Below are 15,710 nucleotides of genomic sequence, written 5' to 3' on the forward strand. Positions count from 1 at the left end.
CCGGATCACACCTTGGGATGGGTGAGTCGGGTACCGGCACGTGTGCCGGTAGTCAGCGTCGTGGCTTGTGATCAACTGCGTTTTGGCTTCTTTCTTGACCGGGTTTGCCGTGATGAGATCTCGATCCACGTCGGCGCATGATCACTGGCATGCTCTTCACCCCGTACCCATGCATCTACGCCGACGTTTTTCAGGTACGGGGCGAGTACCGGGTTGAGCAGCAGATGGTCGATGCGCAGCCCGGAATTCTTCTGCCAATGCTGACGGAAATAATCCCAAAACGTGTACACCCGCTCTTCCGGGTACAGGTGCCTCAGCGAGTCGATCCAGCCCTGGGAAAGCAGCCTTTGAAAGCACTCACGGCTTTCTGGCTGGAGGAGGGCATCCTTGAGCCATGAGCGGGTGTTGTAGATGTCCAGGTCGGTGGGCACCACGTTGTAGTCACCCGCGAGGACCACCGGATGTTCGCTGGCCTGCAGTGTTGCAGCGTGGGAGATCAGGTGTTCGAACCACGCGAGCTTGTAATCAAATTTTGGCCCGGGTTGCGGGTTTCCGTTGGGCAGGTACAGGCATCCGACAATCACGCCATGGACAGCCGCTTCCAGGTATCGAGACTGCGAGTCGTCCTTGGCTCCCGGCAGGCCCTTATGGATCAAAAGGGGTTCGGAATCCCGCGCGAGAATTGCCACTCCGTTCCAGGATGCCTGGCCATGGTGCAATGAGCCATAGCCCGCCGCCTCAAGTTCTCCAGCGGGGAACGCGTTGTCTTGCGCCTTCAGTTCCTGCAGGCAGACGATGTCCGGGCGCTCCTTTTCCAGCCACTGCAGAAGGTTGGGCAGTCGCGTCTTTATGCCGTTGACGTTGAATGTCGCGATCTTGAGGTTCTGCATGGCGTCGGTCCTTCAATGTGCCGGGTGCGCCGGGTGTTCGGCCACCGTGGGGGTAGGGGGCCTACCCTTGCTCATTTGGCGATGTCCCCTATACCGGTTTAGTCGCAAAGCCTCTTTTCGACTACACCAAACCTGTGTTGCTCCATAAATAACAGGAACCGGTCTTTGAACGACCATTGGTGTCATTCGTGAACCGCCTGGGCAAGTCCCGCAGCAATCACCTGCCTGTGTGAAACGCCCGGCGGTCGACTTTACCCGACCTTGATGACCACTTTGCCAAAGGCGCCCCTGGCCAAGTGTTCGTATGCCTGGCGCGCTTGATCGAAGGCGTACACACGGTCGATTACCGGGCGAATCCTGTGCTCGCTCAGGAACGCGTTCATGCGGTCGAACGATGAGCGCGGCGCTACGGCAATGCCGCGAATGGTTGTTTGCCGGAATATCATCGGCATCAGGTTCAATGCAGACGTCTGGCCCGTCAGGAATCCGATCTGGGCGATACGTCCACCGACCCTGGTCGCGGCGATCGATTGATTGATGCCATCTCCGCCTGCGACGTCCAGGAGCAGGTCCACGCCCTTGCCATCGGTGAGTTTCAGGACTTCCTCTGCCCAGCCAGGATGCGTGCGATAGTTCACACTGGCGACCGCCCCCAGTTTTTTCATAGCCTCCAGATTTTCATCCCGACTGGAGGTGACAATAACCTTGGCGCCGAGGGCGGTTGCGATTTGCGCAGCGAAAACCGAAACCCCACCGGTACCTTGAACCAGCACCGTTTGGCCCGCCTCGACCTGGCCGAAATCAACCAGCGCGTACCAGGCCGTCAATGCGGCAATCGGAAGAGTCGCGGCTTCCTCATCCGACAGGTTGTCGGGGACACGTACTGCGCTGTCCTCATGGATGATCATGTATTGCGCCAGGCCGCCGGGCAAAGGCGAGCCGAAGCAGTAGTCGGGTTCATCCGGCCCAGGCATGCCGTCCAGCCAGCGGGAGTAGAGATGCGAGTTGACCCGGTCGCCAATAGCGAAACGGCTGACACCGTCACCTGTTGCTACGACAACGCCTGCCGCGTCGCTGACGGGAATCAATGGCTTGGGCACCTTGTGGGGCTCGTAGATGCCATCGACGATGGCCTTGTCCCGGAAGTTCAGCGAAACGGCCCCCACCTTTACCAGCAGCTCTCCCGCCTTGGGGACGGGGGTCTCGGCGTCCCCTTGTACCAGGTTGTCCAAACCGAAATCTTTCAGAAGCCACGCTTTCATTTTCTGTCTCCAGCAACGGTGAATGGGCAGGGGAGGCAAGTGCCTCCTTGTTGTTGGGGCCATTGTTGAGGTTTCGCAGCGCGGCATAAATGGGCAGAATCCAACAGCATTGTTATTCTGGAGAGTAACAATCAACCCTTCACCGGCTTCCCGGGGACAGACGTATGGCGCTTCTACAGTCGATGCAGGTATTTGCCAAGCTGGCGGAGTTGGGCAGCTTCACAAAAGTCGCGGAGGCGACGCAGACCGGCCGTCCCTATGTCACGCGCACTATTCAGGAACTGGAGGCGTCCCTGGGTGTGCGCCTGTTCCAGCGCACGACGCGTAAAGTCAAGCTGACGGCTGAGGGCGAACGATTTTACGAGCGTGTCAAAGAGATTCTGGCCACCATCGCAGAAACCACTTCCATGTTCGACCGCAGTGGCTCGACGCTGAGTGGGCGGCTTCGGATTGATATTCCCACAGCGTTTTCCCAGCACGGGTTCATGGAAAGCCTCAGGCAATTTACCGAGGCATTTCCCGAGATCGAACTGGCACTCGGCGTGACCGACCGCAGGGTAGACCTGGTGGCGGAAGGCATCGATTGCGTATTGCGAATCGGTGATCTCCCGGATTCCAGCCTGGTAGCCAGGGAAATAGGCAGCGCAATCATGGTGACCTGTGCATCTGCAAGTTATCTCCAGGCCTACGGGGTACCGGAAACCCTGGCGGACCTTGCCGGCCACCGGTGCGTCGGCTTTCTTTCGGGTCAAAACAACAGGCCGCTGCCTTGGCACTTCTCGATGGCGGGCGAGGACCATCCACACACTCCACGCGGCGGTATCACCGTGAACGAGTCCAACGCATACGTTCAATGCGGCGTTGCAGGCTTCGGCATTATTCAAGCACCGGGGATTACCGTCGGGGCGTACCTCGCCAGTGGAGAACTGGTTGAAGTACTCGGCGCACTTCGTCCGACACCGCGCCTGGTTTCCGTGCTTTACCCCAGCCGATCCCATCTTGCACCCCAGGTGAATGCATTTGTGGATTGGCTGAAAAAGCACTTTCCGGTTGTGCACCCCGACTGGTTCAACGCTCACTGATCCTGCAGAAGCACTTCGCGGCAGACCGAGAGGGGGCAGGTTGTTCAGGCGGGCTGTCGGAACGTATGATCGCAGCGAGCGCTCTTTTCCGGGCGCTGAGACTCACCCTTTGAAGGACATGAGCATGGAAAAGCACTTCGGTAATTCAGGCCTGTTCAAGGCTGCTTCGTATCACTGCATCACGCTCCTTGGCAGCGGCATTGCTCGCTGGGAGCTGAAAAATATTGCGTTGAATACGAAGGAGTTTTTGATATGTCCAAAGAACTACTCGGAGTTTCTGCTCTAGGGTTGATGGTGGTGGGGGAGTTTTGTGCAATCTACAGCGAGGTGGTAACCGCCAGGCTTGCCCAGACAGGGCATGGTTCATGGGAGGCGTTCGTCCTTCCCGTTGTGCTGATGTGTTTTGCCGGGCTTTGCCTGTTGGGTGCGTATTGGCTGGGGTACGTGGCGGTCGGTGATATCTGGGTCGTCACCGTGGTCTCAGTCACCTCCCTGTTGCTGCTTGAGCCCGTGGTGGTCTGGGCGCTGTTCCATGAAGCACCAGGGCGTGGCGCACTCATCGGGTTTGTCCTCGGCGCCTTGGGCATGCTTGCTACTGTATTGCTTTGACTCCGCCCTCTGGCCCGCCATCAAACGCCGGGCCAGCTCGCCTCAAATGGTCACAGCTTCATCTTGAAGCCTGTGTGGGTTGGCAAGAACCCCAGGGACTCATAAAACCTATGAGCATCTGGCCGCGTACGATCACAGGTAAGCTGGATCAGTTGGCAGTGGCGCTGACGTGCTTGCTCAAACGACCATTCGAAGAATTGCCGGCCCAATCCGCTCCCACGCATTCGCTCGTGCACGCGGACGGCTTCGATTTGAGCTCGCCATGCGCCCCGATGAGAAATATTCGGAATGAAAGAAAGTTGGAGAGTACCGACCACCTCTTCATCAGCCACAGCGACGGCAAGAAACTGGTTCGGGTCTGCGTCGATGGCCTCAAACGCTCGTGTGTAGGAACTCTGAAGCGGAAGACTGCTATCTTCTCGAACAGCCCCCAGGGAGTCATTTGCCAGCAGCAAAACAATGAAAGGCAAGTCGTCGATACTGGCGCGTCGTATGGTCAGATTCGTCACAACGGTTTCCTGAGGTGCGGTGGTATAGAGGAACCCAGCCGATGGGGGCATTCGCATCCAAACATAACATTCATCCACGGAGCAACGAGCCCATGTCAAATACCGCTGGCATGTTCATCCGTCAGTTCTTTCACGGCACCCGGGCCGACCTGGAGCCCGGCGATCTGATCCGCGTCGGCTACCCGTCCAACTTTACAGAAGGTAAAGCACTGTCCTGGGTTTACTTTGCGGGCACGCTGGATGCCGCCATCTGGGGGGCTGAGCTGGCGCTCGGCAGTGGGCGGGAACGGATTTATGTTGTGGAGCCAACGGGGGCAATCATGGATGACCCCAACGTGACGGATAAGAAGTTTCCCGGCAATCCCACGCTTTCCTATCGCTCCACTGACCCTTTGCGCGTCGTGGCGGAGGTCACGAAATGGCACGGGCATCCGCCTGAACGGTTGCAGCAGATGAAGGACAACCTCGCGCGCTTGAAGGCCGAGGGGCGCGATGTGATCATCGACTGATATCATCGGGAACAAGCCGGCGTCACCCGATCGCCAAGTGGCTTTCCTTAACTGTTCCAGCAGGTGCTCCCATGCAGAATTCCCCTCCTGAAGGCCTACCTACCTATCGGATCCTGACAGGCAAGGACGATGCCTCCTTCTGTCACCGGGTCTCTGAAGCGCTTGCGCTGGGTTACCAGCTTTACGGCTCGCCAGCGGCAACCTTCAATGGCGAGTACGTGGTGGTGGCACAGGCTGTCGTTTGGAACGCCGATAACAACGCTACTGTCAGGAACTGACGCGGGCTTGAATTAAGGTGAGTTCCCTCACTCCTGTCAGGTCAAATGATGAAATTCTCGTCTGTTCGCCTCGTTACCAACCACTTTGAACGGCTCGTTCAGTTCTATCACAACCTCTCGACTGTCGAGCCAAGGCACCTGGCTGACGGGTTCGCTGAAATTCACCTCGACGGCGTCGTCCTGGCCATAGCCGATGAGCGCCTGGTCCGCCTTCACAACGATGGACTGGCAGTCGCCGCCAGCAACCGTTCGGCGATCCTGGAGTTTCAAGTGGATGATGTGGAGGCCGTCCTGCTGCGTATCGGTCGGGCTGATGTGGTGATGCCGGTGACAGTCATGCCATGGGGCAACACTTCGGTATTGCTGCGTGATCCGGATGGAAGCCTGGTCAACGTCTTTTCGAGACCTCGCCGCTGAATCGGTCCGTCGCTGTAGCAAGGTTCGGTAGGGTCGATAACGGGTTAAAGTAATCAGCTTAAGCGCCGATCAATTAACATCGATACCGGAATTGGATATTTGACATGATCACTAACGTCAGCAGTCTCGCTTCAGTACCCGCCAACCCAAGTCCGGCCAGCGTCAGCGATAGCTCCAAGACCGAAGACTCTGGAACCCTGAGTCTCAACCCGGACACGGGTGCCAAAAGTGCGCCCGCTGCAGGTGGCGGCCAGGCGGCATCCACGTCGCAGGAGTCCGACACCGTCAAGGCGCTGAAAAAGCAGATTGCGGAGTTGCAAAAGCAGCTTCAAGAGCAACAGCAAAACATGCAAAAGGCCCAGGCCAGCAATCAAAGCGCAGACGCCAAAGCGGCCGCCGTGGCTGCCGCCCAGGCGCAGATTGCCGCAACGGCAGCTGCATTGCAGTCTGCGTCTTCGGCGTTGTTGCAGGCACTGACTTCCGACGGTGGAAGCGGTACCGGTTCCATCGTCAGTACCACCGCCTGAGAGGCAGATTTGGTTTTCCACAAGAAGCATTCGTGTACCCACGGGCCATTCTGTTCGACCTGGATAACACGCTGACGCACCGAGCCTTGATTAGCCTCACCTTGCACACCAAACGTCAACGGAACTGCGTTTATGAAATACAGCTGGATCGCACTTGTCTTACTGCTTTGTGCCTGCACGAGCGGCCCCACCCGGGAACAACTGGCAGAACAACGCTTATGGGAATACCAGTTGCTCACTCACCTCAATCACTTCAAGTCGTACCCCGAAGAAGCTCGCCTGCAAGGATTGACCGGCCTGGTCAGGGTTGAATTCGTGGTCGACGCTAAAGGCAACCTGATACGCCACAAAGTCATCAGCCATACAGGTTCGGATCTGTTCGTCAGCGCCGTGGAGCGATTCGTTCCGGCGGCGTCGCCAGTGCCTGCGCCTCCACCCTCAATGCTGCTCAAAGGCGAAATTCAAGTGGTAGCCCCGTTTGTATTCTGCCTGGAGGGCGTGGCCTGCGCCGGCGCACCGCCACGCCGGCTGTAGATGACCTGCGGATAAATTCCGGGCAAAGAAAAGCCCGCGATGGGGAGCGCGGGCTTAAAGGTTTTCACCAGGAGCTGAGATGACCATAGGCGCCCGACTGTGAAAGGGTTGTGAAAGGGCGCCAGCGCTGCACTCAACTCAGTAGGCGCCCGCGGCCGCCTTTGCGCCGCTGACGATGGCGATCCCGGAGCTGCTGCCCAGGCGCGTAGCACCGGCTTCGATCATCGCCTGGGCCGTCGCCAGGTCGCGCACGCCGCCCGACGCTTTCACGCCTATCTGCGCCCCCACCACGCCGCGCATCAGGCGCACATCCGCCAATGTCGCGCCGCCATGGCCGAAACCGGTGGAGGTCTTGACGAACGCCACGTTCAGCTCGCGGCACAGGCTGCAGGCATGGGTTTTCTGCTGGTCATCGAGCAGGCCGGTCTCGAGGATGACTTTCAGCGGTACCGCGCCGCAGGCCGCCAGCACCTGGGCAATATCGTCGCGTACCTGGTCCAGCAGGCCATCCTTCAGCCAGCCGATGTTCAGCACCATGTCGATCTCGCCTGCACCGGCCTCGATCGCAAGCTTTGCCTCATAAGCCTTGGCCGCACTCAAGCCCGCACCCAGGGGGAAGCCGACGACGGCACAGACCAACGGCGCGGCGTCGCGCAGGCATTCGGCGGCCAGCGGCACGTTGGCGCTGTTGACGCACACGGACTTGAAGCCATGCTCGCGGGCCTCGGCGCACAGTTGGCGAATGCTCGCCTGGGAAGCATCGGCGGCCAGCAGGGTGTGGTCGATATAGGCCGCGAGCGGCAACGGGTCAGTCGGCATGGCAAGTGTCCTGTAAGGATGAGGTGCTGGGAAAAGGCGGTTTGTGTTAAGTTGGATGCATTAAATGTGAAATAAATAACATTGTAAATGGAATTTGTGACTGCCCTGATCAAGGGCACGCATTCAACGAGGGTTGGAACGCAGTGGATTCAAAGAAAAGCGAAAGATTTCGGGCCATGCACAAGGCCTTGCAGGGCGAGTCGGCGATTCACTTGCGTGACATGGCCGCATTGCTGGGCGTATCGGAAATGACCCTGCGCCGCGACCTGGCAGACAGCCCCCAGGGCCTGCGCCTGTTGGGCGGGCACGTAACCCGCAGCGGGCCGCCGGAGCCCGATTACCAGGTCGCCGAACAGGACCAGCGCCACGTCGCCGAGAAGCGTCAGATCGGCGTGCTGGCCGCCAGCCTGGTGCGCCCCGGCGACACGGTGTTTATCGATTGCGGCACCACCACGCCGTTCATTATCGAGGCGTTGCCGGATGACCTGGAGTTCACCGCGCTGTGCAATTCCCTCAACGTATTGCTCAAGCTCCAGCAAAAGCCCCACTGCACCATCATCCTCTGCGGTGGCACCTTTCATCGGCGCAACATGGTCTTCGAGAGCCATGCCGAGGCGGGCATCCTGGATGGCATCCGTGTGGCGTGGGCGTTCATTTCCGCGGCCGGCGTCAGCGCCGCCCACGGTGTGACCTGCTACAACCTCAACGAAGTGGAGGTCAAGCGCCGGGTCATGGCGCGGGCGCAGACCTGCGTGCTGGTGGCCGACCACAGCAAGTTCGACGAAGTACGTGCGGCACACTTTGCCGAGCTGTCGGACTTCCAGCGGGTGATCAGCGACCCCGGGCTCGAGGCGGCACAGCAGCAGGTGATCAGGGACAGCGGGGCGATCCTGCTGATCTGACTCAAACAGCATTGTGATTTTTATTTCATTTGTTTGGAATTTAACAAATTGGCCTTGACACTCTCGGGAGCAAGGCATAGTTTTTCAAATGTGATCGCGGTTCACATTTGTGAGCACGGCCTCCCTGAAGGCCGTGCCCGAATCCTGACAACAATAAAAATAGGAATCACCATGCTCCAGATAGCCCGTAAACCTGTTCATGTGCTGGCCCTTGCACTGGCTGTCGCGGCCTCGGCGCTGGCGCTGAACGCCCAGGCCAAGGATCTGAAGATCGGTTTCAGCCAGGTCACCCTGCAATCTCCCTTCTACGTACAACTGCGCGACGGCGCCAAGGCTGCAGCGGCCAAGGGCGGCGACGAGCTGATCTTCCTCGACGCCAACGGCGATATCAGCAAGCAGAACAACGATATCCAGGACCTGCTGACCCGCAAGGTCGACATCCTCATCATCAATGCCGTGAACCCCGACGCCGTGGGCGCGGCCCTCGACGCCGCCAAACGCGCCAAGGTGCCGGTGATTGCCGTCGACCGCGCAATCAATGCCCCGGTCGCCACCACCATTGGCCGTAACAATGCCGAGATGGGCGAGCTGTCCGGCAAGGCGCTGCTCGCCGCGCTCAAGCAGCGCGGTGTGACCAAGGGCAAGATCATCGAGATCCAGGGCGACGCCGGCGGTACGGTAATGAAAGAACGCCGCAAGGGCTTCCACACCGCTTTGGCCGGCACCGACTTCAAGATCATCGACGGCCCCTACAGCGAGTACATGCGCGCCAACGCAGTCACGGCAATGCAGGATTTGCTGCAAGCGCACCCGGACCTCAAGGCGGTGATCGCGCATAACGACGACATGGCCATGGGCGCGCTGCAAGTGCTCACCGAAAGCGGCAAGAAAGACGTACTCGTGGCCGGGATCGACGGCTTGTCCGAGGCCTTGAATGCCATCCAGAGCGGCGATCAATACGTGGCCACCGCCCTCAACGACCCACGCTACCTGGGCGAGGTCGCCATCGAGGCGGCGCGGGCCCTGGCGGCCGGCAAGTCGGTGCCGAACTTTGTCGACGCCGGCACCCAGGTGGTGACCAAGGCCAACGTGGCCGAGGTCAAGCATGACTCTACCTTCGGCGAATACCGCCCCGGCGCGCTCTGACGGATCTGCGCCGCCACGCTATGGATTTTTGCGGGCACCTCTTGCGGGAGGTGCCTGGTCGAACGCACTCGTCACTCAACAGAGGAATTCACTGTGAAAGCTGCCGTCATGTACCAACCGGGCGATATCCGGGTCGAAGATGTTCCAAAACCTGCGGTCAAGGCCGGCCACGCGCTGGTTCGGGTCGCCGCCTGCGGCGTGTGCGGCTCGGATATCCCGCGCATGCTGAGCAAGGGCGCCCATGTGATGCCTCTGATTTGCGGCCATGAATTCGCAGGCTTTATCGAAGAGATCGGCAGCGGCGTCGACGGCTATGCCATCGGCGAACTGGTGACTGTGCCGCCGATGATCCCGGACGTCAGCAGCGACCAATATGCCCGTGGCTTTCCGTCCCGCTCGGAGCGCTACGATTACTTCGGCAGCCGGCGCGACGGCGCGTATGCCGAGTACGTCAATGTGCCCCTGAGCAACCTGATCAAGGTGCCCCAAGGCATGGACCCGATTGCCGCGTCCCTGGTGGACCCGGCGGCGATTGCCCTGCATGCGATCTGGAAAGCCGACTTCAAGGCCGGGCAGAGCGGGGCAGTGGTAGGTTGCGGGCCGATCGGCCTGTTTGCGATCCAGTGGCTGCGGATCATGGGGGCCAAGGACATCGTCGCCATCGACATCGCCGAAGAGAAACTCGCCATGGCCCGCGAAGCCGGCGCCACCCACACCCTGCTCAGCGGCGCGGCGGATGCCGAGTTGCCCCGTTGCCAACTGGTGATTGAAGCGGCAGGCCATCCCAGCTCGATCAACCAGGCCGTGCAACTGACCAAGGCTGGCGGGCATGTGGTGTTTATCGGCATTCCCACCAGTGACGTGGCCCTCAGCACTGCGACGTTCTCGCACTTCCTGCGCCAGGAAATCTCCCTGCACGGCGCCTGGAACTCGTTCTCGGCACCGTTCCCGGGCGATGAGTGGACGGCCTCCATCGACAAGCTGGCTTCCGGTGAATTGCAGTGGCAGTTCATGATTACCCACGACTTGCCGCTGGATGAATTGCCGGCGATGTTCAAGCGCTATGCCGATCGCAGCGAAGTCGCGGCCAAGGTAATTTTCCGTCCCTGAGCCGCGTCAGCTGTGTGTCGCCAAGCCCGACGACGCTGTGCGTTGCCGGGCTTAAAACAAAAAGCGTTGTTACAAGACGCAGGAGAACTACCGATGACCTTGTTGTTGGGACTGGATTTCGGAACAGGTGGGGTGCGGGCTGGTTTGTATGACCTGCACAGCCACAAACTGGTACACGTCGCCGAGGCGCCGTATGCCACGCAATACCCGCAGTTGGGTTGGGCCGAGCAGGCGCCGGCGGACTGGTGGTCGGCGCTGGGCAAGGCCTGCCGGCAGTTGATGGCCCAGGCCGGGCACCCGCAGGTGGCGGCGGTGTGCGTCGCCACCACAGCCTCCACCGTGGTGGTTGCCCAGGCGGACGGCCAACCCCTGGCCCCGGCGTTGTTATGGATGGATTGCCGCGCCGCTGCCGAGTCGGCGCGCACCGCCCACGTCAGCCACCCGATGATGAACCAGGGCGGTGACGCGGTGGAATGGCTGGTGCCCAAGGCCATGTGGCTGGCCGAGCACGAGCCTCAGGTTTACCAGCGCGCCGAGCGTATTTGCGAGGCCGTGGACTGGATCAACTTTCAGTTGACCGGGCGCTGGGTCGCCTCCCAATTGAATGCCAGTTGCAAGTGGAATTACGACACCCTGCAGCAGCGTTTTCCGGTGGAGTTGTACGCCGAACTGGGCGTGCCTGAACTGGCGCAAAAACTCCCTCAGGAAGTGATCAAGGTTGGTGGGCGGATCGGCCCATTGAGCGCCGATGCCGCCAATCATCTGGGCCTGAGCCGCGACACCCTGGTGGCTCAGGGCGGAATCGACGCCCACATGGCAATGCTCAGTGCCGGCACCACTGGCGCCGGCGAGCTGTTGTTTATCGGCGGTACCTCGGTGGTGCAACTGATGCACACCCCGCAACGCATCGACGTACCGGGCATCTGGGGCCCGTACCCCGGCGCCTTGCTCGACGGCCAATGGTTGATGGAAGGCGGGCAAGTCTCCGCCGGTTCGATCCTCAACTGGCTGGCGCAAAAGATGTTCGGCCTCGACGATGCCGGGCACCAGCGCCTGATCCGCCAGGCCGCAGAGCTGCAGCCCGGCTCCACCGGCTTGCTGGTGCTCGATTACTGGATGGGCAACCGCACACCGTACCGCTCGCCGGACATGCGCGGGGCGATCATGGGCCTGTCGCTTAACCATGACCGGCATGACCTGTACCGCGCCTCGGTGGAAGCGATTGCCCTGGGCTCGGCGAACATTTTTCACACCTGGCGCTCCGAGGGCATCGAGATCACCCGGGTGGTCGCCGCCGGTGGTTTCCAGAAGAACCCGTTATGGTTGCAGGCCACGGTGGATGCCACCGGTGTGCCGTTCGAAATGGTGCCCCACGATAACCTCACCCTGATCGGCACTGCCGCCGCTGCCGCCTGCGCCCTCGGCGAGTTCGGCACCTTGCAGGAAGCCGCTACCGACTTCACCACCATCGGCCGGCTGATCGAGCCCGACCCTTACGCCCACGAGCAATACATCGAGCTGTTGGGCCGCTACCGCGCCGCCACCGACAGCGTCGCGCCCATCAGTTGCAAGCCACCGGCGAACCGCACGCTCGGCGTAAGGCCGGCAGCATGAGCGCCCATTCTGAAGAAACGTTTGCCACACGGTTGTCGGCCGATTCCCAGCGCGATGACTTGATGGTCCAGGTGGCCAAGCTGTATTACGACCTGGAAAAGACCCAAAGCGATATCTCCCGAGAGACCGGCCTGACCCGCTGGCAAGTCAGCCGCTTGCTGCGCGAGGCGCGGGATTGCGGGGTGGTGCGCATCGATATCGTCGCCCGCTCGGCGCGCTTGCCGCAGCTGGAAGTAGCCTTGCAACGGCGTTTCGGCCTGCGTGAAGCATTGGTGCTGGATGTGGAAGATGCCGACACCGCGCTGAACGTGGTGACCCAGGCCGCCGCCCGTTACCTGTGCAACTTGCAGCCGATGCCGGCGCTGATCGGCGTGTCGTGGGGCCGCACCCTGACCAAAATGGCCCAGTGGCTGGTGCCGCGCTGGAACGAGGGGGTCAACGTGGTGCTGCTGAACGGCGCGATCAATACCCGTTCGATGGGCGAGTCCAGCCATAACGTCGCCGAGCGCTTCGCCCAGGCTGCCCGTGGCCAGGCCACGTTGCTGCCGGTGCCGGCGATTCTCGGGCATGCGCATACCCGCGAGGCGCTGGAGCAGGACCCGGTGATCGCCCAGGTATTGCGCCTCGGGCAACAGGCGCCGGTGGCGTGTTTCAGCCTGGGGGAGTTGTCTGATCATTCGGTGTTGATGGAGTCGGGTTACATCGACCGGCCATTGCTCGAAGAGCTGGAACGCCTGGGCGCCGTCGGCGACATCATGGGCCGCTTTATCGGCATGGACGGTGAACCGGTGATGCCCGAACTCGACGCCCGCACCCTGGGCCTGCCGTTGGCCGCCTTGCGCGACAAGGCCTGGTCCATTGCCGTGTGCGTCGGCGCGCAGAAGCACCGCATCGTCCACGCCAGCGTCAAGGCCGGCTATGTCAATGTGCTGGCCACCGACGCGGCCACCGCCCGCTATTTGCTGGAGCAGGATCATGAGTGAGTTGGCCCTGGATATCCGTCATGTCAGCAAGCGTTTTCCTCCCAATGTGGTGGCGCTGACCGATGCCTCCCTCGACGTTCGGCCCGGTGAGGTGCATTGCCTGCTGGGTGCCAATGGCGCGGGCAAAAGTACCCTGTTGAAAATCGTCGCCGGCGCCCATCGCCCGGATGGCGGCGAAATGTCGGTGGCGGGCCAGCGGGTGGAACTGAAGAATCCGCAACAGGCGCGCCAGGCCGGGATCGCGATGATCTATCAGGAGCTCGACCTGATCCCGCAGATGACCGTCGAAGAGAACCTGATGCTCGGCTATGCGCCCCAGCGCTTCGGGATTATTTCCCGGGGCAAGCGCAGTGCGTTGGCCAAGGCCGCACTGTTGCGGGTCGGGGCCAACTTCTCGAGTTCCGACCGGGTGGGCAGCCTGTCGATTGCCAACCAGCAATTGGCGGCCATCGCCCGGGCACTGACCTGTGAGGCCCGGCTGGTGGTGATGGATGAGCCTTCGGCGGCGCTGAACGAGACCGAACTCAAGCGGGTGTTCCAGGTGATTCGCGAGATCACTGCGGCGGGTGTGGCGGTGCTGTATGTCAGCCACCGCTTGAATGAAATTCGCGAGATCGGCGACCGGGTCACGGTGCTGCGTGCCGGGCGAACCCTGCAAACCCACGAGCTGGCGCAGATCGACGACCAGGCGCTGATCGCCGCCGTGGTCGGCGAGCACCGCGACCTGCTGGAACGCAGCCCGCGTCAGGCGCCGCGGGACAACCTGGCGCTGAATATTCGCCGGCTGCAAGGCGAGCAGGGCCTGGACGTGCAGGGGCTGGAAGTGCGTCAGGGCGAAATTGTCGGGCTTGCCGGGCTTAACGGGGCAGGGCGCAGCACGTTGCTCAAAGCCTTGTTTGGCGTGGGGCGCAACGACAGCGATGTTGAACTGTTTGGCCAGCCTTATCAGCCGCAAACCTCGCGCCAGGCGATCCGCCAGGGCGTCGGGTTGGTGCCGGAAAACCGCAAGACCGAAGGCCTGCTGCTGGATGCGCCGATCTACCGCAATGCCTGCCTGGTGCACACCCGGCACTTGAACTGGTTTTCCCATCGCCAGGCCAAGGACCGCGCCGGCCCGGTGCTGCAGCGCTTGCAGACCAAGCTCGACAACCTTGAGCAACCGGTACGCCAGCTCTCCGGCGGCAATCAACAGAAGGTGGTCATGGCCAAGTGGGTGATCGACGGCGCGCGCCTGTTGCTGCTGGACGAGCCCAGTCGTGGCCTGGATGTCGGCGCCAAGGCCGACCTCTATGCCCTGGCCCGCAGCCTGGCGCAGGAAGGGGCGGCGGTGCTGGTCGCCAGCAGCGAGCTGGACGAGTTGTACGTCAATTGCGACCGCATCTGGGTGATGCATGAGGGGCGCAACGCGCTGTGTTTCGACCCCTTGACTGCCAGTCGCGACCAGATCGACCAGGCCATCCTTATCGGTAGAACGAGTGTAGAACCATGACTATTGCAAGCAACCCAAGCCCGGTTTTCGATAAGCCCGTCACCCTCACCAGCCGCCGTCGCAGTGCGGTGCTGGAGTGGGTGATGCGCTACAACTTTGTGTTCATTTTTCTGTTTGCGGTGGTGGTGGCGACGTTCCTGTCGGACGACTTCCTGACCTTCGGCAACATCGCCAACCTGTTCCAGCAGGGGGCGATTGTCGGGATCATCGCCATCGGCATGACCTTCGTTATCCTTACGGCCAATATCGACCTGTCGGTGGGCAGCCTGTGTGCCTTCGGCGGGATCCTGGTGGCGGTGCTCCTGCAGCAGCAGGTCAGCGGCTGGCTGGCGGTGCCGGCCACGTTGCTGGTGGGACTGGCCATCGGCACCTTGATGGGCAGCCTCACGGTCTTTGGCAAGGTGCCGAGTTTTATCATCACCCTGGCCGGGCTGGTGTCGCTGCGCGGGGCCACCTTCCTGGCATCCGACGGTGCGCCGATTGGCGGATTGCCGGCCAGCTTCACCTCGTTCGGCTCGGCCATGATCGACATCTGGCCCAGCGCTGGCATTGCGTTTCCGGTGCTGGGGCTGATCTTTATCCTGATCACCGTCATCGCCTGGCTGGTGCTGCGCTACACGGTGTTTGGCGAGTATGTGCTGGCCACCGGCGGCAACCTGGAGGCTGCGCGGCTGTCCGGCGTGCCGGTGCGGGCGGTGACGATTGCGGTGTTCGCCATCTGCGGCGGCCTGGCAGCATTCGCCGGCTTGTTGATGACCTCACGCCTGCACGTCGGCCAACCGACCGCTGCCCAGGGCCTGGAACTGGATGCAATTGCCGCCGTGGTGCTGGGTGGCACCAGCCTGTTCGGCGGGCGCGGCAGCGTGGTAGGCACGGCGGTGGCGGTGATGCTGCTGCAGGTGTTGCGCAATATCTTCAACCTGCTGGGGCTGGGCTCGTTCTACCAGATGGCGATCACCGGGGTGATCATCGTGCTGGCGATTTTGCTCAACCGCTTGATCGACCATTACGCCGGGCGCACCTGAGGACA

Annotated in this window: 19 protein-coding genes; 15 read left to right on the top strand and 4 right to left on the bottom strand. The window is 61.4% G+C overall.

Annotated features, from left to right (window positions below):
• Positions 1-71: 71 nt before the first annotated feature.
• Together xth and C0058_RS15270 are read right to left on the bottom strand one after the other, a co-directional pair.
• Positions 72-890: an exodeoxyribonuclease III gene (xth, locus tag C0058_RS15265; protein ID WP_102368989.1), complete on the bottom strand. Its 819-nt coding sequence runs from the start codon at positions 888-890 to the stop codon at positions 72-74.
• A 251-nt stretch (positions 891-1,141) separates the two neighbouring features.
• Positions 1,142-2,152, bottom strand: coding sequence for an NAD(P)-dependent alcohol dehydrogenase (locus C0058_RS15270; RefSeq protein ID WP_102368990.1), 1,011 nt, complete (start codon positions 2,150-2,152; stop codon positions 1,142-1,144).
• A 182-nt stretch (positions 2,153-2,334) separates the two neighbouring features.
• On the opposite strand from C0058_RS15270, the gene C0058_RS15275 reads away from it, so the two are divergent.
• The 3 genes from C0058_RS15275 to C0058_RS15280 all read left to right on the top strand — a co-directional run bounded on the left by C0058_RS15275 (position 2,335) and on the right by C0058_RS15280 (position 3,843).
• Positions 2,335-3,234 (top strand): LysR family transcriptional regulator, encoded by a 900-nt coding sequence (locus tag C0058_RS15275; RefSeq protein WP_102370266.1) that lies wholly within the window; start codon positions 2,335-2,337, stop codon positions 3,232-3,234.
• 124 nt (positions 3,235-3,358) lie between these two features.
• Positions 3,359-3,520, top strand: coding sequence for a hypothetical protein (locus C0058_RS32800; protein ID WP_023658806.1), 162 nt, complete (start codon positions 3,359-3,361; stop codon positions 3,518-3,520).
• A gap of 5 nt (positions 3,521-3,525) precedes the next feature.
• Entirely contained in the window at positions 3,526-3,843 is a 318-nt protein-coding gene (locus C0058_RS15280; RefSeq protein ID WP_032899360.1) for a hypothetical protein, read from the top strand.
• A gap of 50 nt (positions 3,844-3,893) precedes the next feature.
• Here the strand turns inward: C0058_RS15280 and C0058_RS15285 are convergent, their stop codons facing one another.
• Complete coding sequence (locus C0058_RS15285; RefSeq protein WP_003207728.1) at positions 3,894-4,352, bottom strand: GNAT family N-acetyltransferase; 459 nt, start codon at positions 4,350-4,352, stop codon at positions 3,894-3,896.
• Between the two features lie 92 nt (positions 4,353-4,444).
• Here C0058_RS15285 and arr point away from each other — a divergent pair, with 92 nt between their 5' ends.
• From arr to C0058_RS15310, 5 genes are all read left to right on the top strand, one after another.
• Complete coding sequence (arr, locus tag C0058_RS15290; protein WP_023658807.1) at positions 4,445-4,861, top strand: NAD(+)--rifampin ADP-ribosyltransferase; 417 nt, start codon at positions 4,445-4,447, stop codon at positions 4,859-4,861.
• A gap of 71 nt (positions 4,862-4,932) precedes the next feature.
• On the top strand, positions 4,933-5,139 hold the full coding sequence (locus C0058_RS15295; protein WP_003207731.1) for a DUF1737 domain-containing protein: 207 nt from the start codon (positions 4,933-4,935) through the stop codon (positions 5,137-5,139).
• Between the two features lie 48 nt (positions 5,140-5,187).
• Positions 5,188-5,556 (top strand): VOC family protein, encoded by a 369-nt coding sequence (locus C0058_RS15300; protein ID WP_102370267.1) that lies wholly within the window; start codon positions 5,188-5,190, stop codon positions 5,554-5,556.
• A 104-nt stretch (positions 5,557-5,660) separates the two neighbouring features.
• On the top strand, positions 5,661-6,083 hold the full coding sequence (locus tag C0058_RS15305; RefSeq protein WP_003207738.1) for a hypothetical protein: 423 nt from the start codon (positions 5,661-5,663) through the stop codon (positions 6,081-6,083).
• A 132-nt stretch (positions 6,084-6,215) separates the two neighbouring features.
• Positions 6,216-6,617 (top strand): TonB family protein, encoded by a 402-nt coding sequence (locus C0058_RS15310; protein ID WP_102368991.1) that lies wholly within the window; start codon positions 6,216-6,218, stop codon positions 6,615-6,617.
• Between the two features lie 138 nt (positions 6,618-6,755).
• Here C0058_RS15310 and deoC read toward each other — a convergent pair whose 3' ends face one another.
• Complete coding sequence (gene deoC / locus C0058_RS15315) at positions 6,756-7,436, bottom strand: deoxyribose-phosphate aldolase (RefSeq protein WP_003207741.1); 681 nt, start codon at positions 7,434-7,436, stop codon at positions 6,756-6,758.
• A gap of 143 nt (positions 7,437-7,579) precedes the next feature.
• Here deoC and deoR point away from each other — a divergent pair, with 143 nt between their 5' ends.
• The 7 genes from deoR (at position 7,580) to C0058_RS15350 (ending at position 15,705) form a co-directional block, all read left to right on the top strand.
• Complete coding sequence (gene deoR / locus C0058_RS15320; protein WP_008435058.1) at positions 7,580-8,338, top strand: DNA-binding transcriptional repressor DeoR; 759 nt, start codon at positions 7,580-7,582, stop codon at positions 8,336-8,338.
• Positions 8,339-8,509: 171 nt separating this feature from the next.
• Complete coding sequence (locus C0058_RS15325) at positions 8,510-9,484, top strand: substrate-binding domain-containing protein (RefSeq protein WP_003207745.1); 975 nt, start codon at positions 8,510-8,512, stop codon at positions 9,482-9,484.
• Between the two features lie 93 nt (positions 9,485-9,577).
• Positions 9,578-10,594 (top strand): galactitol-1-phosphate 5-dehydrogenase, encoded by a 1,017-nt coding sequence (locus tag C0058_RS15330; protein ID WP_256579610.1) that lies wholly within the window; start codon positions 9,578-9,580, stop codon positions 10,592-10,594.
• Positions 10,595-10,687: 93 nt separating this feature from the next.
• Positions 10,688-12,208 (top strand): ribulokinase, encoded by a 1,521-nt coding sequence (locus C0058_RS15335; protein WP_087693921.1) that lies wholly within the window; start codon positions 10,688-10,690, stop codon positions 12,206-12,208.
• Positions 12,205-13,191: a sugar-binding transcriptional regulator gene (locus C0058_RS15340; protein ID WP_102368993.1), complete on the top strand. Its 987-nt coding sequence runs from the start codon at positions 12,205-12,207 to the stop codon at positions 13,189-13,191. Before C0058_RS15335 ends, C0058_RS15340 begins: the two co-directional genes overlap by 4 nt.
• Positions 13,184-14,680 (top strand): sugar ABC transporter ATP-binding protein, encoded by a 1,497-nt coding sequence (locus tag C0058_RS15345; protein WP_102368994.1) that lies wholly within the window; start codon positions 13,184-13,186, stop codon positions 14,678-14,680. Before C0058_RS15340 ends, C0058_RS15345 begins: the two co-directional genes overlap by 8 nt.
• A complete protein-coding gene (locus tag C0058_RS15350; protein WP_003207754.1) occupies positions 14,677-15,705 on the top strand; it encodes an ABC transporter permease in 1,029 nt (342 codons plus the stop codon). The genes C0058_RS15345 and C0058_RS15350 overlap by 4 nt, the downstream gene beginning before the upstream one ends.
• Positions 15,706-15,710 lie beyond the last annotated feature (5 nt).

The sequence above is a fragment of the Pseudomonas sp. NC02 genome, from assembly GCF_002874965.1.
GTDB lineage: Bacteria > Pseudomonadota > Gammaproteobacteria > Pseudomonadales > Pseudomonadaceae > Aquipseudomonas.

Excerpts from the sequence above, each read along its gene's own strand:
- xth (WP_102368989.1), bottom strand. The coding sequence starts at position 890 with ATGCAGAACCTCAAGATCGCGACATTCAACGTCAACGGCATAAAGACG.
- C0058_RS15270 (WP_102368990.1), bottom strand. The coding sequence starts at position 2,152 with ATGAAAGCGTGGCTTCTGAAAGATTTCGGTTTGGACAACCTGGTACAA.
- C0058_RS15275 (WP_102370266.1), top strand. The coding sequence starts at position 2,335 with ATGCAGGTATTTGCCAAGCTGGCGGAGTTGGGCAGCTTCACAAAAGTC.
- C0058_RS32800 (WP_023658806.1), top strand. The coding sequence starts at position 3,359 with ATGGAAAAGCACTTCGGTAATTCAGGCCTGTTCAAGGCTGCTTCGTAT.
- C0058_RS15280 (WP_032899360.1), top strand. The coding sequence starts at position 3,526 with ATGGTGGTGGGGGAGTTTTGTGCAATCTACAGCGAGGTGGTAACCGCC.
- arr (WP_023658807.1), top strand. The coding sequence starts at position 4,445 with ATGTCAAATACCGCTGGCATGTTCATCCGTCAGTTCTTTCACGGCACC.
- C0058_RS15295 (WP_003207731.1), top strand. The coding sequence starts at position 4,933 with ATGCAGAATTCCCCTCCTGAAGGCCTACCTACCTATCGGATCCTGACA.
- C0058_RS15300 (WP_102370267.1), top strand. The coding sequence starts at position 5,188 with ATGAAATTCTCGTCTGTTCGCCTCGTTACCAACCACTTTGAACGGCTC.
- C0058_RS15305 (WP_003207738.1), top strand. The coding sequence starts at position 5,661 with ATGATCACTAACGTCAGCAGTCTCGCTTCAGTACCCGCCAACCCAAGT.
- C0058_RS15310 (WP_102368991.1), top strand. The coding sequence starts at position 6,216 with ATGAAATACAGCTGGATCGCACTTGTCTTACTGCTTTGTGCCTGCACG.
- deoC (WP_003207741.1), bottom strand. The coding sequence starts at position 7,436 with ATGCCGACTGACCCGTTGCCGCTCGCGGCCTATATCGACCACACCCTG.
- C0058_RS15325 (WP_003207745.1), top strand. The coding sequence starts at position 8,510 with ATGCTCCAGATAGCCCGTAAACCTGTTCATGTGCTGGCCCTTGCACTG.
- C0058_RS15335 (WP_087693921.1), top strand. The coding sequence starts at position 10,688 with ATGACCTTGTTGTTGGGACTGGATTTCGGAACAGGTGGGGTGCGGGCT.
- C0058_RS15340 (WP_102368993.1), top strand. The coding sequence starts at position 12,205 with ATGAGCGCCCATTCTGAAGAAACGTTTGCCACACGGTTGTCGGCCGAT.
- C0058_RS15345 (WP_102368994.1), top strand. The coding sequence starts at position 13,184 with ATGAGTGAGTTGGCCCTGGATATCCGTCATGTCAGCAAGCGTTTTCCT.
- C0058_RS15350 (WP_003207754.1), top strand. The coding sequence starts at position 14,677 with ATGACTATTGCAAGCAACCCAAGCCCGGTTTTCGATAAGCCCGTCACC.